At 58.2% G+C, this 24,503-nt stretch carries 19 protein-coding genes; 8 read left to right on the top strand and 11 right to left on the bottom strand.

Annotated features, from left to right (window positions below; translation table 11 throughout):
• Nucleotides 1-164 precede the first annotated feature (164 nt).
• A complete protein-coding gene (locus WHX55_RS14640; RefSeq protein ID WP_353742960.1) occupies nucleotides 165-1,487 on the top strand; it encodes a DUF1329 domain-containing protein in 1,323 nt (440 codons plus the stop codon).
• A 134-nt stretch (nucleotides 1,488-1,621) separates the two neighbouring features.
• Here the strand turns inward: WHX55_RS14640 and WHX55_RS14635 are convergent, their stop codons facing one another.
• Complete coding sequence (locus WHX55_RS14635; protein ID WP_150723880.1) at nucleotides 1,622-1,783, bottom strand: DUF2986 domain-containing protein; 162 nt, start codon at nucleotides 1,781-1,783, stop codon at nucleotides 1,622-1,624.
• A gap of 951 nt (nucleotides 1,784-2,734) precedes the next feature.
• Between WHX55_RS14635 and WHX55_RS14630 the strand changes: the two genes are divergently transcribed.
• Together WHX55_RS14630 and WHX55_RS14625 are read left to right on the top strand one after the other, a co-directional pair.
• Entirely contained in the window at nucleotides 2,735-3,544 is an 810-nt protein-coding gene (locus WHX55_RS14630; RefSeq protein ID WP_150755253.1) for a glycosyltransferase, read from the top strand.
• An 83-nt stretch (nucleotides 3,545-3,627) separates the two neighbouring features.
• Nucleotides 3,628-4,431 carry a 2OG-Fe(II) oxygenase gene (locus WHX55_RS14625; protein WP_150723882.1) on the top strand — a complete coding sequence of 268 codons (804 nt, stop codon included), beginning with the start codon at nucleotides 3,628-3,630 and terminating at the stop codon, nucleotides 4,429-4,431.
• A gap of 114 nt (nucleotides 4,432-4,545) precedes the next feature.
• Here WHX55_RS14625 and WHX55_RS14620 read toward each other — a convergent pair whose 3' ends face one another.
• The gene (locus WHX55_RS14620; RefSeq protein ID WP_353742959.1) at nucleotides 4,546-5,130 is read right to left on the bottom strand and encodes a nucleotidyltransferase family protein; all 585 of its coding nucleotides are present in this window, start codon (nucleotides 5,128-5,130) and stop codon (nucleotides 4,546-4,548) included.
• A gap of 262 nt (nucleotides 5,131-5,392) precedes the next feature.
• Here WHX55_RS14620 and WHX55_RS14615 point away from each other — a divergent pair, with 262 nt between their 5' ends.
• Nucleotides 5,393-6,730, top strand: coding sequence for an MFS transporter (locus WHX55_RS14615; protein ID WP_150758579.1), 1,338 nt, complete (start codon nucleotides 5,393-5,395; stop codon nucleotides 6,728-6,730).
• A gap of 25 nt (nucleotides 6,731-6,755) precedes the next feature.
• Here the strand turns inward: WHX55_RS14615 and WHX55_RS14610 are convergent, their stop codons facing one another.
• The 3 genes from WHX55_RS14610 to WHX55_RS14600 all read right to left on the bottom strand — a co-directional run bounded on the left by WHX55_RS14610 (nucleotide 6,756) and on the right by WHX55_RS14600 (nucleotide 11,831).
• A complete protein-coding gene (locus WHX55_RS14610; RefSeq protein ID WP_353742958.1) occupies nucleotides 6,756-7,451 on the bottom strand; it encodes a tRNA (adenine(22)-N(1))-methyltransferase TrmK in 696 nt (231 codons plus the stop codon).
• 284 nt (nucleotides 7,452-7,735) lie between these two features.
• Nucleotides 7,736-10,174 carry an alpha/beta hydrolase fold domain-containing protein gene (locus WHX55_RS14605; RefSeq protein WP_353742957.1) on the bottom strand — a complete coding sequence of 813 codons (2,439 nt, stop codon included), beginning with the start codon at nucleotides 10,172-10,174 and terminating at the stop codon, nucleotides 7,736-7,738.
• Entirely contained in the window at nucleotides 10,161-11,831 is a 1,671-nt protein-coding gene (locus WHX55_RS14600) for a GMC family oxidoreductase N-terminal domain-containing protein (protein ID WP_151213455.1), read from the bottom strand. The genes WHX55_RS14605 and WHX55_RS14600 overlap by 14 nt, the downstream gene beginning before the upstream one ends.
• 223 nt (nucleotides 11,832-12,054) lie before the next feature.
• On the opposite strand from WHX55_RS14600, the gene WHX55_RS14595 reads away from it, so the two are divergent.
• On the top strand, nucleotides 12,055-13,080 hold the full coding sequence (locus WHX55_RS14595) for an AraC family transcriptional regulator (RefSeq protein ID WP_353742956.1): 1,026 nt from the start codon (nucleotides 12,055-12,057) through the stop codon (nucleotides 13,078-13,080).
• Nucleotides 13,081-13,273: 193 nt separating this feature from the next.
• Here WHX55_RS14595 and WHX55_RS14590 read toward each other — a convergent pair whose 3' ends face one another.
• The 6 genes from WHX55_RS14590 to WHX55_RS14565 form a co-directional block, all read right to left on the bottom strand.
• Nucleotides 13,274-13,561, bottom strand: a complete 288-nt coding sequence (locus tag WHX55_RS14590) for a hypothetical protein (RefSeq protein ID WP_191629399.1) — start codon at nucleotides 13,559-13,561, stop codon at nucleotides 13,274-13,276.
• A gap of 151 nt (nucleotides 13,562-13,712) precedes the next feature.
• Nucleotides 13,713-14,618, bottom strand: a complete 906-nt coding sequence (locus WHX55_RS14585; protein ID WP_150723890.1) for an amino acid ABC transporter substrate-binding protein — start codon at nucleotides 14,616-14,618, stop codon at nucleotides 13,713-13,715.
• A 48-nt stretch (nucleotides 14,619-14,666) separates the two neighbouring features.
• Nucleotides 14,667-16,007: a putrescine-ornithine antiporter gene (potE, locus tag WHX55_RS14580; RefSeq protein WP_150723891.1), complete on the bottom strand. Its 1,341-nt coding sequence runs from the start codon at nucleotides 16,005-16,007 to the stop codon at nucleotides 14,667-14,669.
• 132 nt (nucleotides 16,008-16,139) lie between these two features.
• Nucleotides 16,140-18,323 carry an ornithine decarboxylase SpeF gene (speF, locus tag WHX55_RS14575; protein ID WP_353742955.1) on the bottom strand — a complete coding sequence of 728 codons (2,184 nt, stop codon included), beginning with the start codon at nucleotides 18,321-18,323 and terminating at the stop codon, nucleotides 16,140-16,142.
• Between the two features lie 224 nt (nucleotides 18,324-18,547).
• Entirely contained in the window at nucleotides 18,548-19,420 is an 873-nt protein-coding gene (locus tag WHX55_RS14570) for a DNA/RNA non-specific endonuclease (RefSeq protein WP_150723892.1), read from the bottom strand.
• A 328-nt stretch (nucleotides 19,421-19,748) separates the two neighbouring features.
• Entirely contained in the window at nucleotides 19,749-20,183 is a 435-nt protein-coding gene (locus WHX55_RS14565) for a GFA family protein (RefSeq protein ID WP_150752999.1), read from the bottom strand.
• Nucleotides 20,184-20,463: 280 nt separating this feature from the next.
• On the opposite strand from WHX55_RS14565, the gene WHX55_RS14560 reads away from it, so the two are divergent.
• From WHX55_RS14560 to WHX55_RS14550, 3 genes are all read left to right on the top strand, one after another.
• Nucleotides 20,464-21,972, top strand: a complete 1,509-nt coding sequence (locus tag WHX55_RS14560) for a PLP-dependent aminotransferase family protein (RefSeq protein ID WP_150752819.1) — start codon at nucleotides 20,464-20,466, stop codon at nucleotides 21,970-21,972.
• 112 nt (nucleotides 21,973-22,084) lie between these two features.
• On the top strand, nucleotides 22,085-23,155 hold the full coding sequence (locus WHX55_RS14555; RefSeq protein WP_150752818.1) for a TIM barrel protein: 1,071 nt from the start codon (nucleotides 22,085-22,087) through the stop codon (nucleotides 23,153-23,155).
• A 51-nt stretch (nucleotides 23,156-23,206) separates the two neighbouring features.
• Complete coding sequence (locus WHX55_RS14550) at nucleotides 23,207-24,472, top strand: MFS transporter (protein ID WP_150723895.1); 1,266 nt, start codon at nucleotides 23,207-23,209, stop codon at nucleotides 24,470-24,472.
• The last annotated feature ends 31 nt before the right edge of the window (nucleotides 24,473-24,503 follow it).

The following is a 24,503-nucleotide window of genomic DNA, read 5'->3' as shown; positions in this document are numbered from 1 at the left end:
GCCTGTCATGAATAGCCAAGGGACTGTCGTCAAATGAAAAGCGCCCCTGATTCTGGGGCTATTTAATGGCAGCACTGAAAAAGTCTCTGGCGATTGAACCGACGGTTGCGACTGTTGCGCCTGAGTCACGAGTTGCCTGGTACGCCAGGCAGGAGAATAACAATATGAAATTCGTGAAAAGTTTTCTGGCTGCTGTCCCCCTCATGGCGCTGGGCATCGATGCACAAGCCTATGTATCGAGTCAGGAAGCCGCCCGGCTGGGCACCAGCCTGACGTGGGTGGGTGCCGAAAAGGCCGGTAATGCCGATGGCTCCATTCCGCCCTACAGCGGTGGCCTGACCACTGCCCCCTCCAGTTTCAAGACCGGCGACAGCATGCGCCCGGACCCCTTTGCACACGAAAAACCGCTGCTGGTGATCAACGGCAAGAACGTCGAGTCGTACAAAGACATGCTGACCGCCACCACCGTAGCGTTGGCCAGGCGCTACCCTGGTTTCCGCATCGATGTGTATCCGACCCACCGCACTGCATCGCTCCCGCAGGCGGTACTGGACAATAGCCGCAGGAATGCCACCGCTGCCCGGTCCCTCAACGGCGGGATCGCCATCGATAATGTGATGCCCGGGGTGCCCTTCCCGATCCCGCAATCAGGCGCCGAAGCGATGTGGAACTTCCTGCTGCGCTACCAGGGTGTCAACATCCATTCCAAGTACGACTCCTGGAGCGTCGACACGGCGGGCATACCGAGCCTGGCGGTCACCGGCGAGGCATTCGTCTCCTTCCCGATTTACGAGAACATGTCCAAGCCCTTCAACAGCTCTGACATCTACTATCAGTTGAAACTGTCCTATACCGGACCTGCGCGTCGAGCCGGCGAGTCGATCATGCTCAAGAACGCCACCAACCCGACGCAGTTCCCTGGCCGCGCCTGGCAGTACATGCCTGCCCAACGCCGCGTCAAACAGATTTCGATCCTGGCCTACGACACACCCAATCCCGGTACCGCCCGTGCACTCGAGTTGTACGACTGGACGCTGGTGGGCAAGCAGGAAATGATCGTGCCCTACAACACTTACAAACTGACCTACGCTCGCGACGCCAAATCGCTGACCACCCCCAATTTCATCGCCCCGGACTTCGTACGCTGGGAAAAACACCGGGTCTACGTCGTGGAGGGCAACCTCAAGCCCGGTGCAAAACACATCTACCAGAAGCGCCGCTTTTACCTGGATGAAGACACCTGGGCAGCGGTGGCCTCCGATCAGTACGACACCAGTGGCCAGCTATACCGTGGTTCCTTCGCGTTCTTCAGCCAGAGCTATGACCAGCAGGTCCCGGACGCCACCCCTTTCATGACGTACGACCTGTCGAAAGGCACCTACAACATCAATGGCGTGGTAGGCCCTCATGGCGGCATCCGCTACATCGAGCCGCTATCGACGGCGCAGTGGGTACCAGAGACCATGGCGGGCACCGGCATTCGCTAGGCCCCGGGTTCGATTCAGCGCCGCGAAGTGGCTTCGGCTTGAATGTAGTCTCAGGCCGCGTCTTCGCGGTAAGTGCCATCGGAATGTATAGCCCTGTCAAACTGTAGATTCCGGTGGTGCTGAAGCTGAATAACTCAGCTTTCAGAGGACATGATTGAGTCGTCACTTGATTCAGCAGCCAGCTTCAATCGGTCAGCCTTACTAATGTATTTTGACTTGCTTTTCGGTGCCAATTTGGCACTAGCCTTCTTGGCGTTAGCCTTTAGTATCTGATTTAATTTTTTACGACGATTCATGTTTTTCTACTCGGTTTGTACGTTCTTGAATGATATCAGCTTGGAACATTGAACCAGATTCCTCTGGTGCACACTCAGTGCATAACGCTGCGAACAGGCGTTGATCGCCCCTGGCACTGGCTTGGGACTCAGGCTCCCTCTGGGTGGCATCCGAACGCACGCCCCCACATGTGGGGGAATCTCACTTTTTTTGGGGGGGATTCAGTGTCGGTTTTCGTCTGAAGGAGGCAGTTCGCAGCGCTGGAGGCCCGGGGCTGGTAGCCAGGCTTCCTTTACTCAAATGGCTTGATTATTGCTGATTCCACTCCATGGGTTTCTCGGTACCCAATTTACCAGGCAACAATGTAAAACCAGCGGGTTTTGGGAGGTTAGTGCCATGTGGCATCACCCTTTGATGTTTTTGGTTTTCTACCTGCTTTTCACCCTCGGCATCGGCTGGTTGTGGTCCACTGCTGTCCTGTATTTGCTTTGAACCAATGGAGAAAGTGTCCCTGCAACCCATCACAAAACCAGACGACAACCTTACACGCCCCCGTTTCAGCTTTCTGGCCCAGCCACGCACTCACACACACTCAACCGGCACATGTACGCAGCGCGTGACTCCCTGTTCGGGAAGGCTCTGCAGGTGCCGGCACACCGTATGACGTAACAAATCACCTGAATGCCTTACGCAAGCTCGGTTCACACCGTCCCAAGACGCTCGCCTGACCAGCCTCCGGATGTAACGAATCAAGTCAAAATGTTTACCTATAGAGCAGATCCTTATACGATGAAGTCCGCTTCTACTGCTCTCCATCAGGTCTGAGTAAGCCATGGTTATAATGCATGACAAAGCGACTTAACAAATTGTGCTCTATAGTCACGCAAGATTTTGCGCGAAAAACAAGCAAAAGCCGTATACAGGTTAAATTATTTCCACAATTAAGTATAACAACATTGGGCACATGAACAATGAACAACCCTGATTTACTGGCCGAAGGCTCCAAATCCTTCAGCATAGTTATAGTAAATTACAAAACACCAGAAATCACCAAGATATGCCTGGACTTATTGCACCAGCATTTTGGCAGCAACAGCGTCCCGGTATGGGTGGTTGACAACTATTCCGCCGATGAAAGCACTGAGTATTTACGAACGCTTGACTGGATCAATCTAATCGAGCGCTCTGTTTCCGAGCCAGAAGCAGGCCATATCGCGCATGGCAAAGCACTTGACCTGGTTCTGCAGCGAATTGATACCGATTATTTATTCCTGATGCACACTGATACATTTGTTTTTGATAAAAACGTTTTTCCGATGATGCTGAATAAATGCTTGAAGAACCAAAAAGTCGTGGCCGTCGGTTGTGTCGAGCAAATAAACCGTGGCACCGCGAGAACGCTTTGGCGCTTTAGCTCACGACTATTCAAGCACCATTTCAGACGCCTGAAAATCTCCATGGGATTGCGTTCAAGAGAACCAAAACCGTACAAAGAAGTGTACTTGAAAAGCTTCTGTACATTGTGGAACTGCAAACTTATCAAACAGCACAACATGCATTTTTCGATGGACGATCGCGTGCCTGGCTATACTCTTCAGGATCGCATGACCGAGCTTGGCTATGTCGTTGAAATGTTATCACCGCGTAAAATTTTCAGTTATCTGGATCACATTCAGGCTGGCACTGTCGCAGCGGCTGGTGGCTATGATAAAAATCATAGACGAACCAAAATGTACAACAACATCCTTAAGCGTCTGAACAAGGACGACAGTAAAAATTAAGCTACGAACAGGCGCAACGAGCAGCCAGTTAAACTCTGCTTGAAGTCACCCACAAGTCTTTATATCAAGTTATTGGAGCGGTAATGGCACCCATCACTCAAGCACTACCTATCACCCTGTCCCCGGAGCTTGATTTCGACCAGAATGCCGCCAGCGCCCTTGGTGCCTCGTTGGCCAGTCGCTATGTTCAGGCTACGCCATTTCCGCACATAGTCATCGACAACTTCTTGCACGAAGACCTGATTGCGAGCATCTGCTCGCACTTCCCGGTCGAGCCAACCAACAATGAAATGCTCTACGAGCGCGGCTATAAAGGTCAACGAAAACGTCAAATCAGTCCCAACGAATGCCCCCCCTATCTGAAGACTGTTTTCAACGCCTTTAACTCGGCCCCCATGTTGCAGTTTCTTGAAAAGCTCACAGGCATCGAAGGTTTGATACCCGACCCCTACTTTACCGGCGGCGGCCTGCATGAAACGAAAAGCGGTGGTTTCCTGGGGGTGCACTCAGACTTCAGGCTCAACAAAAAACTTAATGTTGAGCGCAGACTGAATATCATCATTTATCTGAATGAAGACTGGCAAGAAGAGTATGGCGGCAACCTGGAACTTTGGGATGTCGGCATGAAGACCTGCCTTAAAAAAGTCCTGCCCATTTACAATCGCTGCGTCATTTTCAACACAGACAAAGACAGCAATCATGGGCACCCGGAGCCTTTGACGACTCCGGAGCACATCACCCGCCGGTCTATCGCGCTTTATTACTACACCGCGGGAACCATGGCGATCGATCCGGCACAAAGAAACAAAACCCACTACAAACCAAGGCCCAAAGATCGTTTAAGCCTGAAGTACTACATTAATAAACTGATCAAGAAGAAAAACTGAACGGTATCGCCAGACGATCAAGTTCGTGCTTTTTTGAGCGTTAGCTTGCAAATCCGGATATGCCCCCACGCCCGGTTACAGCCATGTCATGGTTTTTTGATCTCTTCACTCTTCTCAGAGTCGTGGCACTACCGACAGTGGGGGCTCTACAATCCTGAGCCAGGGCCAGCGAGCCTGATAACTTTTCGCCTTCTGATCGAACAGGTCTGGCCTGGGATTCTTTGGATTGATTCGAAGTAGCCCGTGCTCTGTGTCGGCCAGGCCGTTGGGCGCATAGACCTCGCCAGTTTCAACATCCAATCCAATGCAGGTACCGGCAATCAGGTAGCGATCAACCCCGTCTTTAGCCGACTGAAGCTGCGGATAATCCCCGCCAAACCGCTGCCTGTACCACAGGTGAACGCGAGCCTGATTCTTCATTTCGACGTTCACGTCGAGGTCCTGGAACAGATGCTGAGCGCAATGGATGACCTCATTCTCTGCTTCCCAGGACAGATCCTCATCGAAGTAAAAGACGTCGTAGTCCTTCACTCCCCACTCTGGCGGTAGCTGTGACTGGTGATTCCACACGGCCTGGAACAAGCAACCGGCCGTGAGCAGGCATTGGTTCAAACCGAGCTCAGGCAAGCGAGTGGAAATTTCTGCGTTTACTGGATTGGCCATTGCGATCCTGACCAGGCTTTCGACTGTCAATGTCATCTTCTTCCCTTTAAATCGATCTGATCCCGGCGATCGACAATACCGTCAGCGCCTTACAAATTCGAGAACAACACCGCCCTTTCTTCACCCTGGGTCAATAGCGCCCTTGGCAACCCGCGACTATCGGCCAATCTGGCGCGAATCATGCGTAATTCAACGGCATGAAGTCGGTACTGACTATGTGGATGACACTTTTGAAGTGAGCCGCCGCTGTGCCTGCCCCGATAATCGATAGCATACTCACGAACTGCCGAGGTCAAGCATGACAAGCGCAACGACAGAACAAGTCAGCCCAGCAACGCTGAGAAAAGTGATTGTGGCCGCCGGCATCGGCAATTTCGTCGAGTGGTTCGACTTCGCCGTCTACGGCTTTTTGGCCACGACCATCGCCCAGCAATTTTTCCCCAGCGGCGATGCCAGTGCCGCGCTGCTCAAGACCTTTGCGGTATTCGCCGTGGCCTTCGCGTTTCGGCCCCTTGGCGGGATTTTCTTCGGCATGCTGGGGGACAGGATCGGCCGCAAGCGAACCCTTGCGATGACGATTCTGCTGATGGCCGGTGCAACGACTTTGATCGGTCTGCTGCCCACTTATGCGGCAATCGGGGTCATGGCGCCGATTCTTCTGTCCCTGATCCGTTGCGCCCAAGGCTTTTCCGCCGGCGGAGAATACGCAGGTGCCTGTGCCTACCTGATGGAGCATGCACCGCGTGACAAACGCGCCTGGTACGGCAGCTTCATTCCGGTGTCGACATTTTCCGCCTTCGCCGCGGCAGCCGTGGTGGCCTACGCACTCGAGGCGTCATTGTCCGCCGAAGCAATGGGTAGCTGGGGTTGGCGCCTGCCGTTCCTGATTGCCGCGCCACTGGGCCTGGTGGGTCTTTACTTGCGCTGGAAGCTCGATGAGACACCGGCATTCCAGGCGGTGACCGAGGAACACGCAGTCGCCCATTCCCCACTCAAGGAAACCTTGCGCAACCATGGTGCGGCGATCTGTTGCCTGGGTGCTTTTGTGTCACTCACGGCACTCTCGTTTTATATGTTCACCACCTATTTCGCGACCTACTTGCAAGTCGCCGGTGGCCTGAGTCGCGCTACAGCGTTGCTGGTGTCACTGATTGCATTGCTATTCGCTGCAGCGATCTGCCCGCTGGCCGGGCTGTATTCGGACCGGGTCGGGCGTCGAATCACGGTGATGACCGCTTGCGCGCTGTTGATTGTGGTCGTGTATCCATCGTTCCTGATGGCCAGCTCCGGCTCGTTCGCCGCGTCCATCATCGGCGTCATGCTCCTGGCGATTGGCGCGGTGTTGTGTGGCGTGGTCACCGCGGCCTTGCTCTCGGAAACCTTCCCTACCCGTACTCGATACACCGCCTCGGCTATCACCTACAACATGGCGTATACCCTTTTCGGCGGCACCGCACCGCTGGTGGCGACGTGGTTGATCAGCACGACCGGCAGCAACTTGTCGCCGGCGTTCTATCTGATCGCGATTGCATTGCTCGCGCTGGCGGGCGGGCTGGCATTGCCGGAAACTTCAAGGATTTCCCTGCATGACGTTGCGTCGGGGGAAAAAGGCGTAGCAGTGAGCGCTGCGGCCTGAAACACCAAACGAGCCGGGACGGTGCTCAAGTCAGCAGTTCGCTGATCCACCGGGCCTGGCGCGCGATGTCCTGCACTTTCTCCTCGGGCACGGCTTGCTGCGCCCGGGCTAATTGGGCCAGGGTCTTCTGCTTCTGGCGCAGCTTGCGCTGCCATTTGACCAGGAACGCCGGGCTGCGGGCCTGCATCTGCAACGGGCCGAAGTACAGCTCCTCGGCGGTGTACTCCACCGGCCCGGCGCGCTCGGCGACGATGATTTCGTAGTCGAAGCGGTTTTCCCGCAGGACTTCCTCGCGGAGGATGCGGTAGCCATTTTCCATCAGCCATTGACGCAGTGGCTGCTCGCCGCCGTTGGGCTGCAGGATCAGGCGTTCCTGACCGCTCAGGCATGCCTTGCCGCTGTCGAGGATGTCGCGGATCGTTTCGCCGCCCATCCCGCAGATGCTGATCGCCGTGATCCCGTCTCCCGGCTCTATCGCCGCCAGGCCGTTGGCCAGGCGCACGGTGATCTGCCGGTCCAGGCCGCTTTCGCGTACGGTGCGTTCGGCCGAGTGGAACGGCGTCAAGGCCACCTCGCCGGCCACCGCCGCGACGATGGCGCCACGGCGCATCAACGCCACCGGCAGGTAGCCGTGATCCGAGCCGATATCGGCCAGGCGCGCACCGGCTGGCACATGCGCCGCCACGCGCTCCAGGCGCATGGACATAGTCTGCTCGTTCAACTGCTGCCCCTTTTCACCACGAACGTCCGACACCTTTGGCCAGACAGGTGCGCGATTCTGTCGAGCATCGCCGTGCATTTCAAATTTATTTGACTGGCTGGTACCTGATCGAGTCCCGACATCGCAGAGCCATTGAGCGCACCCTGCACCGTGCACCCGAAAGCATTTTCCGATCCGTTGGTCGCGCTCACCTTTAGTGACAACGCACCCGCACCTCCACCGAACAGGTCCACGGCATAACAGATCACGCGAATTGCCCAACTGTGTGATCACAGCGCCCGGCTTTACGCCATATCAGGCTTCGTGCGTGCCAGTTGCTCCCGGGCAAATGCGCCGAGGGTCTTCAACGCCTTGGCCGCCGAACGCAGGTAGAAGGCTTGCAACTGGAACACGTGCCAGCGTGCGGCGTACACCTCCAGGCGGCAATTCACCCCGCTGCCAAGCGCATGCTCGGCCAATCGGGTGGCGTCAGACAACAACAGCTCATGGTCACCGACCTGGATCAACATCGGCGGCAGCCCATGCAGGTCCACCTCAAGCGGATTGTCCATCACCTGCGTACCGGCATACCAGCGCAGCCCTTGCTCCAGCCAGCTGCGACGGATCATCGGATCCTGTTCAACCCGCGAGGTCATGGAAGCACCGCTCAGGCTTTCGTCAGCCACTGGCGAAATTAGAAGCATGCCGGCGGCGAAATGCGGGTGAAGATCACGCAGCTTGAGCGCCAGAGCCAACACCAGCGCGGCGCCCGCCGAATCACCGGCGAGGAAGATTCGGTCAGCGGCATACCCCTGAGCCCGGAGTGCCTGATAGCAGGCCAGCGCATCGTCCAATGCCGCCGGGCAAGGATGTTCTGGCGCCAGGCGATAATCAGCTACCCACACCGACATCCCCGAGGCCTTGGCCAAGCGGCTGGTGATGCTCCAATGCGTACCCGGCGAGCCAAGGCAGAACGCCCCGCCATGCAGGTACAGAATGACCCCGCCGTTTTCACCCTGCTTCGGTGCGACCACTTGCACCGGCACGCCGTTGGCCTGTTGGCGATAACGAATCACGCCGCCAGTGCCAGGCATCAACGTGGACAATAGGCTCACGACCTTTCTCTGCGCTGGCGCAGCCAACCCCGGCCCGATCAGCGAGCGGAACGTGGTGCGCAAAAAAAATCTCAGGAATCCGGCGCTCAATTTTTCCGGCCAGTCGCGGGATTCGCCAACGGTCGTGGCGCCTTCAAACTCGTGTGTGAAACGGTATGCATGCAACCCGGAAAACCGCGTCAACCAGCGATAGCTCAAGGTGAAACCCGGCCAGTTGGTGCTGTTGTTGCCAGCGTCATCCACATACCAGCTCTTGCAGCCGTTCCACACCGTGTTGGCCAGGCGTTGCTGGACCTGCCCATGGAAGCGCTCATACACGCTTGAGTCGACTTCCACGGTGTTGGCGCCGGTGCCCTTCATCGTGCGCCAACAGCGCATGACGTGGGCGATCTGACTTTCCAGCATGTAGACAATCGAGTTGTGGCCCAGGTTGGTGTTGGGCCCATACAACATGAAGAAATTTGGGAATAACGGAACCGTCAGCCCCAGATAAGCGCGGGTGCCAGCGCGCCAGGCATGGTTAAGGTCCACGCCATTGCGCCCGACGATACGCATCGGTGACAGAAACTCGGTGGCCGCGAACCCGGTGCCGTAGATGATCGCATCGACTTCATGCCGCTGGCCGTCAACGGTTTCAATGCCGCTTTCAGTGACTCGCGCAATGCCGTCGGTCACCAACTCCACGTTGGACCGGCTCATGGTCTTGAGGTATTCGCTGGACAGCAGGATACGCTTGCAGCCGTACGGATAATCCGGGGTCAGTTTGCTGCGCAGTACCGGGTCCGCCACTTGCTCGGACAGCAGTCGATGGAACGGAACGCCCACTGCCCACTTCATCAAGCCCTTGAATCGGGTGAACGCCAGCGCCCGGGATTCGTAGCGCATGTATATCGAAGCGCGGTACGCAGTCATCGTCCAGGGCATGTTGCGCAGCAATGATTTTACCCGCTCGGAGTAGGCCCGATCAGGTCGAGGCATCAGGTACGCGGGCGAGCGCTGGAACACTTTCAGGTGCCCGACAGTCCCGGCAATCGCCGGCACGAACTGAATGGCCGAAGCACCGGTGCCGACCACCGCCACGCGTTTGCCTGCCAGCGAATAGCTGTGGTCCCAGGTCGCCGAGTGGAACACGTGCCCCTTGAAGGTTTGCATACCCGCCAGTTTCGGGAACGCCGGGCGACTCAACTGACCGGTGCCACTGATCAACAGCGATGCACTCAGGACACTGCCATCCTGCTGAGTCACGTGCCACAGCGACGTGCGTTCATCGAACTCGGCGCACACCACTTCGGCGCCGAAACGAATGTGCTTGTCCAGTCCGTACTTGTCGGCGCAATGCCGCAGATAGGCGTGAATCTCTACCTGGGGCGCGAACACCCTGCTCCAGTCCGGGTTCGGCTCAAACGAAAACGAATACAGGTGCGAAGGTACGTCGCACGCGGCGCCGGGGTAACTGTTGTCCCGCCAGACACCGCCGACGTCCTGTTTCTTCTCCAGGATCACAAAGTCCTTCACACCGGCCTTTTGCAAGGCAACGGCCATGCCGATACCGGCAAAACCGCTGCCGATGATGATGGCGCTCAAGGCTGTTGCCGACTGGCGACCGGTTTCAACTTCATGCAACGACATAAGGTGCCCCGTTGTTGTTTTTAGTAGTGGCTGGCGTTTCAGACCGGGCAGACGAACTCACCCGCTGAATACCGCGAATAAGGTCAACGGCTTTCTCGGCGATCATGATGGTCGGTGCGTTGGTGTTGCCGCCGATCAGGGTCGGCATCACCGATGCGTCGACGATTCGCAGCCCTTGCAGACCGTGTACACGAAGTTGCGCGTCGACCACGGCCAGTGGGTCATCGCCCATGCGGCAAGTGCCCACCGGGTGATAAACACTGTCGGTACGACGACGCAGTACGGTGCGGATCTGCTCGTCGGTGTCGACCCCTTCGGTGTACAGATCGCGGGTGATCCAGTTGGCCAGCGCCGGTGCCTGCATCAATCGGCGTGTCAGTCTGAATGCCGCGACCATGTCTTCCAGGTCCTGCGGGTCCTGAAGAAACGCCGGATCAATCAGCGGTGCCGCTTGCGGGTCTTTGCTGGCCAGGGATACGGTTCCGCGACTGCGCGGACGCAACAGGCAAACGTGGCACGACAACCCATGACCCAGGCGCAACTTGCGCGCATGGTCCTCGACCGGGGCGACAACAAAATGCAATTGAATATCCGGTTTATCCAGCGCTTCGCGCGTCTTGAGAAACGCTCCGCCCTCGGCAAAATTCGAGGTCAGCATGCCTCGACGTTCCCGGCGGAAACGGCCGGCTTCCTTGAGCATTCTGGTACTGCCAGCGAATGAAACGCCCATGGCATCCAGGCTTGAGGTCTTGTAGACGAAAACGAAATCCGGATGGTCTTGCAGGTTCTGCCCGACACCAGGCAGGTCCTGCAAGAGCGGGATGCCATGGCGTTGCAGTTCCTCTTTCGGCCCCACTCCCGACAACATCAACAGTTGCGGGGTCTGGAAGGCCCCGGCGGCGAGGATGACTTCCCGCCTGGCACGCAGGGTGCGAACCTGACCGTTTTGCAGCACCTCGACAGCCACGGCGCGAGTGCCTTCGAACAGGATCCGTTGCACCTGGGCCCGGGTTTCGACGCTCAGGTTGTTGCGCACCCCCACATGCGGCAACAGATATGCGCGCGCCGCACTGCAACGTTCACCGTGCTTTTGCGTGACTTGATAGATGCCAACGCCTTCCTGTTCTTCACCGTTGAAGTCGTCGTTGAGCGGCAAACCGGTCTCGCGGGCCGCCTGCAGAAAGCGTTGCTGGAATGGATTGTCCGAACGTAAATCGCTGACCCATAACGGCCCGCCCCGCCCGTGCAAGACACTGTCGATGCGCTCGTTGTGCTCACTGCGACGGAAGTACGGCAAGACATCCTTGAATGCCCAACCGCTATTGCCCAGGGCGGCCCAATGGTCGTAGTCCCATTGATGACCCCGCACGTAGATCATGGCGTTGATCGCTGAGGAACCACCCAGTGCCTTGCCCCGTGGCTGGTAGCCCTTGCGCCCTTCCAGCGCCATCTGCGGGACGGTGTCGAAGGCCCAGTTATTCACCGAAGTCGGCACCATTGCCACCATCGCTGCGGGGATATTGACCAGGCTGGACTGCCCGCCGCCACCGGCCTCCAGCAAGCAAACACTGACGTCCGGATCTTCGCTCAGCCGACCGGCCACCACACAACCACCGGAACCGCCGCCCACTACGATGTAATCGAAGGTCTTTTTCATTGTTGTTCTCCCTTGTGCAAGGCAGTGCGAGATTTGCGGGGTTACCCGAAACCACACAATTGCGCCTCCTGGTTTTCGCCAAGTGCTGCAACGGCCTTTTATGGTTGGTTAAACGACGAACCGTGCGTAACGGATGGTGACGGCCATTGATAAAGAACCGAATGCTGGAATGGGACAATTGCTTTATTATTCGGGCCAACCTTTTCGCCACAGGCACATGGGTATGAGCTTTCGGGATTTTTTGCGTGGCCCGGCCAGCGCTTTGTTGCTGGTGCAGTTCGGCGTCGAAAAAGGCTTGGTGGCCAGCGCGATACTGGCCGGCTCGGGGCTTACGGCAGCGCAACTGGCCGACCCGAATCTGGAGCTGACTGCCGATCAGGAACTGCGGGTGACCGGCAATCTGTTGCAGTTGCTCGATCATCCTCCGGGGCTTGGCTTCGAAGTCGGTGCGCGCTATCACTTCTCGACCTATGGCCTGTTTGGTTACGGCCTGATCAGCAGCGCGACCACCGGGGATGCACTAGCCCTGGCACTGAGCTTTTTGCCGCTGACCTACGCATTCACCGTGGTGACCTATGAAGAGCAAGGCAGTGAAGGTGTGCTGACTTTCGCCACGCCCGGGCTGGCACCCGACCTGCGCGATTTTCTGTTGGCCCGGGACATGGCAGCGGGGGCGCTGTTGCTCAAGGAACTGGGGGGCGATGACTTTTCGCTGTCGCGCTTCACGTTACGTGCCGGCCCAGCTCACGAGTGCGATAACGACCGTTTATTGGGGCTGGCGCCTACTTACGCAGCCAGCAGCAACAGCCTGGCCTTTGATCGCTCATTCCTTGCGCGCCCCTTGCCACAAGCCAACGCCGTCACAGTGAGCATGTGCGAGCAGATGTGCACACAGTTGATGCAACGGCGAATCGCCCGTTCCGGCATGACGGCGCTGGTCCAGCACTACCTGACCAGTACCGACACCACGCCACCGGACCTTTGCGCCATGGCCCGCCTGATCCACGTCAGCACACGCACCCTCAAGCGTCGCCTGCACGATGAAGGCACCACCTTCCGTGCCTTGCTGGCCGAGGCCCGCAGCCGCAGCGCCATCGAGATGCTCAACGACAAACGCTTGAGCCTCAGCGAGATTGCCGAGCGACTGGGTTTCAGCGACCTGTCGAGTTTTTCCCAGGCATTCAAGCGCTGGTATGGGGTAGCTCCGAGTAATTTCTCGCTGCGAAACAGTAGCGGTGGCGAGTGCTAGATAACGAACTGGAGTGATGTGCTCGCCTTCGTATTGCTCGTGGTATTGAGCGTCTGGATGTGGTCGCTCACACAGTCGCGAGCAGGGTGAGGCTGATTCATCCTGATCGAACCGCTTCCTGGGTCACTTCGGGGTGATGCTGATGCAGTGCCGACAGTCATTCCTGGCTGATCAGCTGGTGCGATCCCGACATTCAATCTCTGCGCTTATCAAGACACTGACGACGCAGGACAAGGTTATTGATCTCCATGCAACTGACCGAGTAATCGTCATCATCATTATTTTTGGCCTTGTCCTTGGCCTTGCCGCAATTGCCATTGTCATTGCAATTGCCTTGCCCTTTTTGATCATTGCTGTTTTTCAAGCAGTTTCTGATATCACTTGCACTGCCCGCATCATCGCAATTGGAACCGGCAAACGTGATTGATGGCAAAGCCAGGGAGAATAGGAGTGTGCACACAGCGGCTGCGACGATTCGCATGATAGAGCTCCTGAGTGGATTGCTACTTGCCTGCAAGTAATGGCCTTGAACAAACACTGGCGAATTGGTGCTGACCAGCAAGCCAGTGGCCGTCCACAGACGTGATGCTGCTCATCTGTCGGAGCGAGCAAGCTCGCTCCGACAAAACTCATCAGGGCAATGCATAGACCCTGAACAGTTTTTTCACGGTAGCGTTGGTCCCGCCCAGGTACTGGTCGTAGGCCTTTTCTATGTAGCCCGAGAAATAGGCTTCACTCAGGGCCATATCGACCAGCAAGCGGAAGTCTTCGTCGTTGCGCTCCACGATCATCGCCACCGGCGAGTACTCGAAGATGCGGTCCAGGAGCATCAGGTTCTTGGCCGCGCCCTCCTTGGCGACTTCGTTGCGCAGCAGCATGCGTTCGGAGAAGAAGGCATCGGCCTTGCCCTCGGCGACCAGTTTGATGCCCTCGTCGTTGTTGGCCACGGTCACCAGCGAGGCAATCACGTTGAGCAGGCGCATCTGTTCACGAATCCAGTCTTCGGTCACGCCCCCCTCCAGGGTCGCGTAGGTTTGGTTGGCCAGACCGTTGTTGATGCTGGCACGCCAGGTCGGGCCGGTATTGGCGACCTTGCCATTGAGCACATTGAGCAGCGGTTCGCCAGCATCGGTGCGCACCACGACCGAGAGGCCGGCGGTGTAGATCGGTATGGAGTAACTGATCATCTTGCGCCGTTCCAGGGTGGGCGGTGTCGGCGTGCAGAGAATATCGACTTTACCCTGACTCACGGCGTTGACCTCGTCCGAAATCTTGACAGGCTGGTAGTGCACTTGCAGGTCGGGCAGACCCAGTTCGCTCTTGAGCTTGTCGGCGACTTTCAGGCACAGGTCGATGGCATATCCGCTGGCCTTGTCGCCCTCCTGCTTGCTGAAAGGGGCCAGGTCAGGCAGGTAGCCCAGGGTAAAGGTGTGGCTGCTGCGTACGCGTTCAAGGGTGTTGGCGCCGGCCACTAGCGGCAGCGTCGAGAGTGCGAAGGCAAGCAGCAGTCTGGTGGTTGTGGCAAATGGTACGTTCATGTCCGGTTTCCCCGTATGCAGATGTCTGTGCAGTCCTGTTGGCCACGCCTAAGGGTTTGCGGCCCTGGCCTGGTTGGCCGCTGGCGCTTCGGTGAAGCGCTTGGCGAGGAATCCATAGAGCAGGTAGCCGACAGCGAGCACCAGGGTGCCGCCCATCACTGCATCCTTGCCGCAGGCATACAGGGCGTACAAGGAGTACGTTATGGCAATCAGCAAGACCACCAGGTTACGCGAGTAAATGGCCGACGAGACCCCGGCCTTGTGCATGATCACCAGCAGGCCGGTCATCGCCGTTATATAGGGGATCAGGTTGGTGACCGCCGCCAGGCTGACCAGTTTGCTGAACTGGGCGGCGGCATCGGGCGAGATGGTCGACAGGGCCATGAGGGTCTGCAGCACACCGCAGACAATCATGCCGACGACGGGCGCATTCATCGAGTTGACCTTGCTGAACAGCTTGAGGAACAGGTTCTGGTCAGCCGTCATCTTGGCCGTTTGCGCCAGGGTGAATTGCCAGCCCAGCAGCGAGCCGACACAGGCCATGACCGCCAGCGCCATGACGATATTGCCCACCATCGGGCTGAACATCGTGGCGTAGACCAACGCGAAGGGCGCCGAGGATTTGGCCAGTTCGTCATTGGGAATGATGCCCTGGATGACGGTGGTCGACAGCACATAGACCACGGCGGCACCGAGAGTGCCGAACAGGCAGGCCAGCGGCACATTGCGCTTGGGGTTTTCCACGGCGTCAGTGGCCTGGGCCGCCGACTCCATGCCCAGGAAGGCCCACAGGGTCAGGGGTATGGCTTTGCCGATGGCTTCGGAAATCGGCAGGCTGTTGGGGTTCCAGGCGGCGGCGAGCACATCGGGCTTGAACCAGAACCAGCCGATGATGCTCAGGCCCGCGACCGGAATGATCACGCCCCACACCGTGAACGCACCGATCTTGCCGGTGATGCCCGGGCCACCGAAGTTGGCGAAGGTGGTCAGCCAGATCAGCCCGATCGTGCCGACGCACAATGGAATGGCACCGGTGCCCAGCCAGGGCACGAAGGCCGTCATGTAGCCCACCGCCGAAATGGCCACGGCCACGTTGGCGATGGCCAGTGACAGGAAGTACAGGTACGAGCAGAGGAAAAAACCCGACTTTGAATGGGCTTCTTCGGTGTAGGCGGACAAGCCGCCGGAGCGCGGACAGAAGACCCCGCACTGGGCAAAGCAGTAGGCGATGGCCATCGAACCGATCGCGGTGAAGATCCATGACAGCAGCGAGACGGCACCCAATTGAGCCATGTTGGTGGGCAACATGATGATGCCCGAGCCCATCATGTTGACCGTTACCAGCGTCGTGAGCCCCATCAGGCCCATTTTCTTGCTTGAATCAGCCATCGCAAACTCCTTGCCTTATGCAGAGTTTTGAACCTGGGTCTGGCGACGTGCAGCACGCGGCCGGACAGGGGCTAATGCTTACTGCTTGACCACATGAACCTTGTAGGTTGGGCGCTTCTGACCCGTGCAGCATCAGGCCTTGATCACGTACCCATACGCCCGGGTACGACCGCCTTCCTGCTTCAGGTACACCCCTTGCAACTCCGGCGTGAAACCGGGCAAGCGGTTGATGCCTTCTTCCAGGGCCAGGAAGTACTTCAGTACGGCGCCGCCCCAGATCTCCCCCGGTACCACGCACAAGACGCCCGGCGGATAAGGCAGCGCGCCCTCGGCGGCAATGCGCCCGTCGGCCTGCGCCAGCGCCACCAGTTCGACGTTGCCGCGGATGTACTCGATTTGCGCTTGCTGCGGGTTCATGGCCTTTTTCGGGAAGTGTTCCTTGCGGAACATGTCCTTCTGCAACTGCTGCACGTTGTGATGGCGATACAGATCGTGCATTTCCTGGCAGAGCTGGCGAATGGTGTAGTTGCGATAGCGCTCCTGATGCTGCGCGTAGATGGCCGGCAGCACCCGGCTCATCGGCGCGTCATCGCTGATGAAGCGTTCGAAACGGGCGATTTGCGCCGCCAGGTGGGTCATCTTCGCCCAGTCTTCGGCCGGGGTGAGCAGGAACAGGATCGAGTTGAGGTCGCACTTTTCCGGGACGATGCCGTTCTCGCGCAGGAAGTTGGCCAGGATGCCGGCGTGAATGCCGAAGTCGGTGTAGCTGCCGTCCACCGGGTCGATGCCCGGCGTGGTGAACAGCAACTTGCACGGGTCGATGAAGTACTGCTTCTCGGCGTAGCCGGCAAAGGCGTGCCAACGGTCCTTGGGATGGAACTCGAAGAAGCGGATGTCGTTGGCGATTTCTTCCGTCGGATAGTCTTCCCACGCCCGCCCTTCAATGCTGTACGGCACGAACGGGCGGACCATGGTGCAGGCTTCGAGGATCAACTTGCGCGCTTCGATGCCGAACTTCACGCAGTCTTCCCACAGGCGCAGGCCGCTGCGGCCCGAGTGAATGCGCGCATTCACATCCAGCGAGGCGAACAGCGGGTAGAAGGGGCTGGTGGAGGCCTGGGCCATGAACGCGTTGTTGAGCCGGTGATGGTTGCAATAGCGTGCCTGGCCTTTGATGTGGCGGTCCTTCTTGTGCACCTGGGAGGCCTGGGAAAAACCCGCCTGCTGCTTGTGCACCGACTGGGTGACGAAGATGCCCGGGTCGTTCTCATTGAGATCCAGCAACAGCGGCGAGCAGTCCTTCATCATCGGGATGAACTGCTCGTAGCCGACCCACGCCGAGTCGAACAGGATGTAGTCGCACAGCTTGCCGATGCCGTCGACCACTTGCCGGGCGTTGTAGATGGTGCCGTCATAAGTGCCCAGTTGAATGATCGCCAGGCGGAACGGCCGCGGCAGCTGGGCCTTGTCCGGGGCGACCTCGGCGATCAGTTCGCGCAGGTAGTCCTCTTCGAAACAGTGGGCGTCGATGCCGCCGATGAAGCCGTAGGGGTTGCGCGCGGTTTCCAGGTAGACCGGCGTGGCGCCGGCCTGCAGCAACGCGCCCTGGTGATTGGACTTGTGGTTGTTGCGGTCGAACAGCACCAGGTCGCCGGGGGTTAGCAGCGCGTTGGTCACCACCTTGTTCGAGGCCGAGGTGCCGTTGAGCACGAAGTAGGTCTTGTCCGCGTTGAACACCTGCGCGGCGTGTTTCTGCGCCAGCAGCGCCGGGCCTTCGTGGATCAGCAGGTCGCCGAGCTTGACGTCGGCGTTGCACATGTCGGCGCGAAACAGCGTCTCGCCGAAGAAGTCGAAAAACTGCCGACCCGCCGGGTGCTTGCGAAAGAACTGGCCGCCCTGGTGACCGGGGCAGGCAAAGGTCGCGTTGGCCGCCTCGGTGTAGTGTTTGAGCGAATCGAAGAACGGCGGCAGCAGACTTGCTTCGTAGGCCTTGGCGGCGGTCTCCAGTTGGTTGCCGTGGTATTCGGCATTATTGCTGGATAGGTCGAAGACACCATTGACCTGCAAGATGACATCCTGCAGTTGCTTGTAGATCGCCAGGGAGCGATTGCTGCGGCCCTGAGAGGCCACCAGGAAGATCGGGATATCGAAGCCGGTGCGCTTGATGGCATCCAGCGCCCCTGCTGCCAAATCATCTTTCGAGAGTACGGCGACAGCGACATCGGTAAAGTCAGTCTGGTCGAGCCGGACGATTTCACGGGAACTACGAAAGCAAGCTCGAACCGCATCGCTGGCAGCGATTTTCAATGCGTTCATAACCAGAATCTCTCGGTCTGCTTGACGTTGAAGTTCCTGGGACGAGTATTTGTGGAGGCATCATGTCCCGGGGGCAGGAGCGATTGCTCTATTGGGTATAGTTCATTTTTACTATTTGTTACTTCTTGTTGAATTTATTTCCTTGACCTTGTTTTTGCGTGGTTCATGGCAATGAAACACCCCATCGGTTGCCTCCAACCTTTGGGGTGCTGTTCAACCAGCCATCAGGTGCGCCCTGCGGAACCTGTAACGGGCAGGTTCCCAAGCAGCTTGAGCCCGGTGCTCTTCACGAACGTCTCATAGTCCATCGGCTTTTCGATTCGGGTTTCTGCGTTAGGCAGCACGTAGGCCCAGGCACGTTTGGACGATGCGTCGTACACCAGCTTGAACAGTCGGGTCGGCACCCAGACCTGGTTGTCGCCGATGGTCGAGTGGCCCGGGTCGAACAGCGGGCCGGTAAAGACAAACACATTGCCATCGGCGCGCTTGGCAAACTTGCGGACATCAGACTCGACCTTGCTCCAGATCTTCCGGTTGTTGGTCGGGTCTTGCGGCACCATGTTCGACAGCGCAAAGGATTGGGCCATTGCCTTGGGGTTCGGTGCATCGGCTGCCGGGGATTGATGGCCACGGTCCACGGCCGGGTGCTGGCTGCGGTAGTCGCTCAACTCGGCGCGCCCACTCTTGGGAATGCGTGGATCCGGGTAGAACTGGTTGGTGCGCTCTTCCCCTTTGGCATCCTGCAACAGGGCCGCATTCAGGCGTTCGACCACCACCAGCGGGGTTTTGCTGGTTTGCGAGTACAGCACCGCGAAGTTGTCGGAACACAGCGCCAGGGGTTTCATCGATGCGGGCACTGTGGCCGTGTTGATCGGTTTCGCTGCCGGGAACAGGTCAGCGCAGCCGTCAAACGAAGCCTGTTTCTGTTTGCTTGAATAGAGGTCCAGGGCCGCATTCTGGCTGATCGAGCCCGAACGGGACGTTTGTTCATGTTGCGCGGTAGGAGGCTTGAGGAGATCCAGCAGGTTGCGGGCTTGCGCCCCGGTGGAAAGCAAAACAAGGGCCGACAGCCCAACTGCAATTTTGCGTAGGTACATGGGTTAAATCTTCGAATGGGATTGAGGGATAAACGTACGGCGAGACCCGACTCTCGGAACCGGGTGGAGGGCGTTGCTGATTATGTGGCGGCGATCATGCTTTCACTGTCCTTGATCAAGTTACCGATGAGGGGGCCGGTCGGTTACGGGCCGTTCGACCGCTGAGGGTCGTGCGGGGGTTATGGACCATGACAAGCCCCGTTAGTGCTGGGCAGCGTTCAGATTCTATTGGCCGGTGTTCGTCGAAGAAGCGGTCGGCAGCGTTTGGTCACGCTGTTCGGTTTGGGCCAGGCTGCCAATTCGTCTGCATGCCGACCAGGCTCCTGAGTCAATCGTTATTGACCTGGAGTTCATGCAAAATAAACCCAAGTGACTCCGGGGCTGCGCGATGACTTCTTTGCGAGCGTTGTTCATCCCATGGCATAGCGTCATCGGTGCAGAAATCTCCAACACACTCCATGCTCAACTCGACATCGAGAAGCCCAAGCGGAATCCAGAAGTAAGGCGTCTCGCGAAGAAGATTAGGCACGGTCGAGCCACATCGTGAGCAAAAGTCATTTCTGTACCCGCTGGGTTTGCGCCAACTCGTGATCGCACCCTGCCCTTCTTCCCAGCGAAAATCGCAAGCCTTGACCAGCGTGGCGAGATTATGACCAACCCCGGTTTGCTTGCGGCATAGGGTGCAATGGCAGCGATAAAAGAATCGTGGTTCAACCTCCAGGGAAAAACGTACAGCCCCGCAAAGACATTGTCCTGATGTCATGTGCCTCTCCATTGAAGAACGATTCACCGGTTTATGTACCGGCTCGAGTGCAGGTATCGAAAAAGCGATGGCCGTCATGGTACTGGCCTTTCATTGCCATGGATAATGCCGTGCTCAGCAGCCATATTATTGTGACGCGGTTCATAACGGCCGGCGTTGCCATCGCAGGGCTATCAATGCCTGTGGTGGATGACTTATCCAGCACCCCTCGATACCCTTTCGCCCCCGGGTGCCTGACGGCAATTCAGGCCAAACCACACTTCATCCAGACGAACCAAAAATGAAATCCTCCGCAGGTTTGCTGTTGTCAGGTATCGAACTGGACCGTGCCAGTTCCATCCCCTTGTACCGCCAACTCTACTTGCAGATTCGCAAACAGATTCTCAGTGGCAGGATTCAGGGAGGCGTGCGCCTGCCGTCCACCCGGACCCTGAGCAAGGAACTGCAGCTGTCGCGAATCAGCATTCTCAATGCGTTCGATCAACTGATTGCCGAAGGTTTTCTGACGTCGCGGACCGGGGCCGGGACCTATGTCGGTCATGAGTGGGAAAACCGCGGTATCGATGACGATGAGCACAAGCGCCAGCCTCCTCGCCTGTCCGACCTGAGCCAGTCCATGCTGTCGTTGCGCAGCGATCATTTCCGCGGTGTTTCCTATGCCGGCTGGGCGACCGGGAGCCCGACCTCGTTCCTGCCCAGTCACAGTGCTTACGATGCGTTCCCGCAATCGGTCTGGAAGCGGCTGATGAATCGCCACCTGCATAAGCCAACCAAGGCCATGCTCGGCTATGGCGAACTGCAAGGGTTGCTGGCCCTGCGCGAGGCGATTGCCGAGTACGTCTTCGATGCCCGTGGCATCGACTGCACTGCCGAGCAGGTGGTCATCGTTTCCGGCGCCCAGCAAGCCTTCAACCTGCTGGGCATGCTGTTGCTCAATCCACAGGACAGCTTCTGGATGGAGGATCCGGGGCATATCGCGGCACGAATTGCGCTCCAGGCCCAAGGGGGTCTGGTCGTGCCGTTGCGTATCGACGAACAGGGGATCGATGTCCAGCAAGGCCTGGCTCAATGTCCTGACGCCCGCCTGGTGTTTACCACACCTTCTCGTCAGCATCCCTTGGGCGTCACCATGAGTTATGCGCGACGTCAGGAACTCATCGACTGGGCCGCCCAGAATCAAAGCTGGATCATCGAGGACGACTGCGACAGCGAGTTTCGCTACAACGGGCGCCCCCTGCCGGCACTCTATGCCATGGACCAATGGGCTCGGGTCATCTACGCCGGCACCTTCAGCAAAGTGCTGTTCCCCTCGCTACGACTGGGTTACGTGATACTGCCCAACGCCTTGATCGAACCCTTCTGTACCCTGCGAGCGGTCATGGATCGCAGCCCGCCGACACTGCTGCAGGCCGTCACCGCTGACTTCATGCGCGAAGGCCACTTTCTCGGCCATATTCGTCGAATGCGTGCTCTGTACCAGGCTCGCCAGCAGGCACTGGTCGAACAACTGCAGCTACAGCTCGGCGGTTTTTTCAGGATCACGCCTGTAGAAGCCGGCATGCACCTGATTGCCTGGTTACCAGCCCATCTTGATGACGACACCCTGGCCAGTGAACTCAGCCAGCATGACATTCATACCTATGCCCTGAGCGACTACTGCGTTGCGCATGTCTTGCCGCCGGCGCTGTTGATCGGCTTTGCCAGCACCCCTGAGGACCAGGCCGCAGCGCGCGTCGAAGCGCTTGCCCAGGCCCTGGACAAAATGGGCTACCTGCAGCCGACCATTTGACCCAAGGCAAGTGGTCTTATGAATTAACTGATAATGGATCTATCGAGAGTTCCTGACTGGCGCGATAAAGGCTGCGCCGGTAGACCCGGTGTCTGAACCAGGAACGACTCGAATGAACAATAAGATCCAGGAACGATTCAACGCCTTGCTCAGCCATAAGGCTGTCGAGGCCGAGGCTCCCCCCCTACTGACCGAGGCACTGGCCCGCCAGTTGCTCGACCGACTGGCGCAACTGCGCCTGTTTGCCCATGCCTACCCCTTGCTGACCAACCTGACCCACGGCCGCGTCACACCGGGCGACCTGCTGGACTTCGCTTATCGCCATGAACTGCAGGGCCTGAGCCTGCACTTGCTCGACGGTGAGGAAAACAGCCTGAGTCAAATGACCGCCGCGCAGCTTCAGGCGTTCGCTGCCAAGGCCAATGCCCTCGGGCTGGACGTGCATCTGGAAATCAGCAGCACCCTGAAAAAGGATGTCGATCAAGTGATCGCCATCGCCAAGGCGCTGGGCACCCACAATATCCGTGTCTACTCACGCTACGAAGGGGCGCTGTCCCGGGTCATGGACGTGATCGAGTCAGACCTGCACTACCTCGCGCAACAGGCAGACGAGCACGACCTGTTCTTCGACTTCGAGCAGCATGAAGAACTCAAGAGCGGCGAGATCGCGCAACTGCTGAGCCGTCTGAACCACCCTCGCCTGCACGCCCTGTTCGACTTCGGCAACATGATCAATGCCTGCGAGCAGCCCCTTGCTGCACTGCGCAACCTGGCGCCGCACATACGCCAGACCCACCTCAAGGGTGTGCGCATCGTGCCTGAGCAAAACGGCTTCGGGCATTACGGCGTGCTGCAAGGCTGTGCCGAAGACGACCTGCCCAGCGCACGCATGTTGTTCGAACTGCTGATGCTCGGCGAATCAACCCCGCAAGTGATCGCCTTCATTCTTGAACAGGAAAACCACTACGTCGCCCCGGCCTTCCGCCAGTTCGACGAAGCCGCCGACCCGTTCATTGCGTACCGGGAAATGAGTGAAACAGCGCTGCCCGAAGGCTTCTCGCTGGAGCGAATGCTGGCCGATGAGCACCGTTGGGCAAACAACCAGGTCGCCTACGTACGAGGTCTGCTGGCCGAGTTCCGAACCCTGGCCGAGTTGACCCTGGCCCATTGCGCTAACGCCTGAACCTGACGTGCCGACCGGCACTGCCTACCCAAAAACGCCTGGAGAACAATAATGACATCCCAAGACAAGGCCAAATGGCTCAGATTCCTGATTCTCATCCTCGGTGGCGGCACCATCTACAAGCTGGCGAATCTCAAAGACGCCTTTTATATCCCCATGCAAGAATTCATGGGGCTGTCCCACACTGAAATCGGCGTGCTGCTGAGCGCCAACGCCATCATCGCCACCGCACTGTTCGTGGTGGGCGGCATGCTCGCCGACCGGTACGACACGCGCAAGCTGATCCCCCTCGGCCTGATCGGTACCGGTGGCCTCGGGCTTTACCTGGCGACCTTTCCGCCCTTCAGCAATCTGCTGGTGGTGTTCTGCCTGCTGGCCGTGTGTGCCGACTGCCTCTTTTGGCCTTCGCTGCTCAAAGCCATCCGCAACCTGGGCGACGATAAGGAACAGGGGCGCCTGTTCGGCCTGCTCGAAGGCGGGCGTGGCGTCATCGATACCCTGGTTGCCTTCTCTGCGCTGGGCGTCTTCGTCGCCATGGGCTCCGGTGAAAACGGCCTGAAGTCGGCGATCCTGTTCTACTCGGTCATCGACATTCTTGCCGGTACCCTGACCTGGCTGCTGCTCAAGAGCGGCAAAACCCAGTCGACCGTCAAGCCGAAGAACGGGTTGTCCAACCTGCTCGAGGCCATCAAGGTGCCGGGCATCTGGCTGGTCAGCCTCAACGTGTTCATGGTCTACATCGTCTACTGCGGCCTGACCTATTTCATTCCCTACCTCAAGGAAATGTACGAACTGCCCGTGGCCCTGGTAGGCGCCTACGGCATCATCAACCAGTACTTCCTCAAGATCCTGGGCGGCCCTGCCGGTGGCTTCATTGCCGACAAGCAGTTCAAGAGTTCGAGCCGCTATCTGAAGTGGGCATTCCTGGCGTTGTTGCCGATGATGGGCGTCATCATGCTCATCCCGAAAAGCCCGGATTACATCTACGCAGGCATGGCGGCCACCCTCTCCTTCGCGCTGATTGTGTTTTCCATGCGCGGCGTGTTCTGGGCCCCCATGGGTGAAGTCGGCATTCCCCAACACATCACCGGTTCAGCCTTTGGCATCGGTTGCCTGATCGGCTATGCGCCGGGCATGTTCGCCTACGTCATCTATGGCGCGATCCTTGACCACTTCCCGGGTCAACAGGGCTACAACTACGTGTTCTCGTTGATGAGCGTATTGGCCATTGTCGGGTTCATGGTGTCCAGCCTGCTGTATCAAGCGGTCCGCAAGAATGCCACGATCACTGGCAAGGTCAGCGCCGCGCAAGCCTGAACATAGACGGTGTATGCAGCGCGGCGGTAAC

Source organism: Pseudomonas fluorescens (assembly GCF_040448305.1).
GTDB lineage: Bacteria > Pseudomonadota > Gammaproteobacteria > Pseudomonadales > Pseudomonadaceae > Aquipseudomonas > Aquipseudomonas fluorescens_BH.
This window is presented reverse-complemented; position numbering and strand designations above follow the sequence as displayed.

Coding starts and splice junctions, on each gene's coding strand:
- WHX55_RS14640 (WP_353742960.1), top strand. CDS start 165: ATGAAATTCGTGAAAAGTTTTCTGGCTGCTGTCCCCCTCATGGCGCTG.
- WHX55_RS14635 (WP_150723880.1), bottom strand. CDS start 1,783: ATGAATCGTCGTAAAAAATTAAATCAGATACTAAAGGCTAACGCCAAG.
- WHX55_RS14630 (WP_150755253.1), top strand. CDS start 2,735: ATGAACAACCCTGATTTACTGGCCGAAGGCTCCAAATCCTTCAGCATA.
- WHX55_RS14625 (WP_150723882.1), top strand. CDS start 3,628: ATGGCACCCATCACTCAAGCACTACCTATCACCCTGTCCCCGGAGCTT.
- WHX55_RS14620 (WP_353742959.1), bottom strand. CDS start 5,130: ATGACATTGACAGTCGAAAGCCTGGTCAGGATCGCAATGGCCAATCCA.
- WHX55_RS14615 (WP_150758579.1), top strand. CDS start 5,393: ATGACAAGCGCAACGACAGAACAAGTCAGCCCAGCAACGCTGAGAAAA.
- WHX55_RS14605 (WP_353742957.1), bottom strand. CDS start 10,174: ATGTCGTTGCATGAAGTTGAAACCGGTCGCCAGTCGGCAACAGCCTTG.
- WHX55_RS14600 (WP_151213455.1), bottom strand. CDS start 11,831: ATGAAAAAGACCTTCGATTACATCGTAGTGGGCGGCGGTTCCGGTGGT.
- WHX55_RS14595 (WP_353742956.1), top strand. CDS start 12,055: ATGAGCTTTCGGGATTTTTTGCGTGGCCCGGCCAGCGCTTTGTTGCTG.
- WHX55_RS14590 (WP_191629399.1), bottom strand. CDS start 13,561: ATGCGAATCGTCGCAGCCGCTGTGTGCACACTCCTATTCTCCCTGGCT.
- WHX55_RS14585 (WP_150723890.1), bottom strand. CDS start 14,618: ATGAACGTACCATTTGCCACAACCACCAGACTGCTGCTTGCCTTCGCA.
- potE (WP_150723891.1), bottom strand. CDS start 16,007: ATGGCTGATTCAAGCAAGAAAATGGGCCTGATGGGGCTCACGACGCTG.
- speF (WP_353742955.1), bottom strand. CDS start 18,323: ATGAACGCATTGAAAATCGCTGCCAGCGATGCGGTTCGAGCTTGCTTT.
- WHX55_RS14570 (WP_150723892.1), bottom strand. CDS start 19,420: ATGTACCTACGCAAAATTGCAGTTGGGCTGTCGGCCCTTGTTTTGCTT.
- WHX55_RS14565 (WP_150752999.1), bottom strand. CDS start 20,183: ATGACATCAGGACAATGTCTTTGCGGGGCTGTACGTTTTTCCCTGGAG.
- WHX55_RS14560 (WP_150752819.1), top strand. CDS start 20,464: ATGAAATCCTCCGCAGGTTTGCTGTTGTCAGGTATCGAACTGGACCGT.
- WHX55_RS14555 (WP_150752818.1), top strand. CDS start 22,085: ATGAACAATAAGATCCAGGAACGATTCAACGCCTTGCTCAGCCATAAG.
- WHX55_RS14550 (WP_150723895.1), top strand. CDS start 23,207: ATGACATCCCAAGACAAGGCCAAATGGCTCAGATTCCTGATTCTCATC.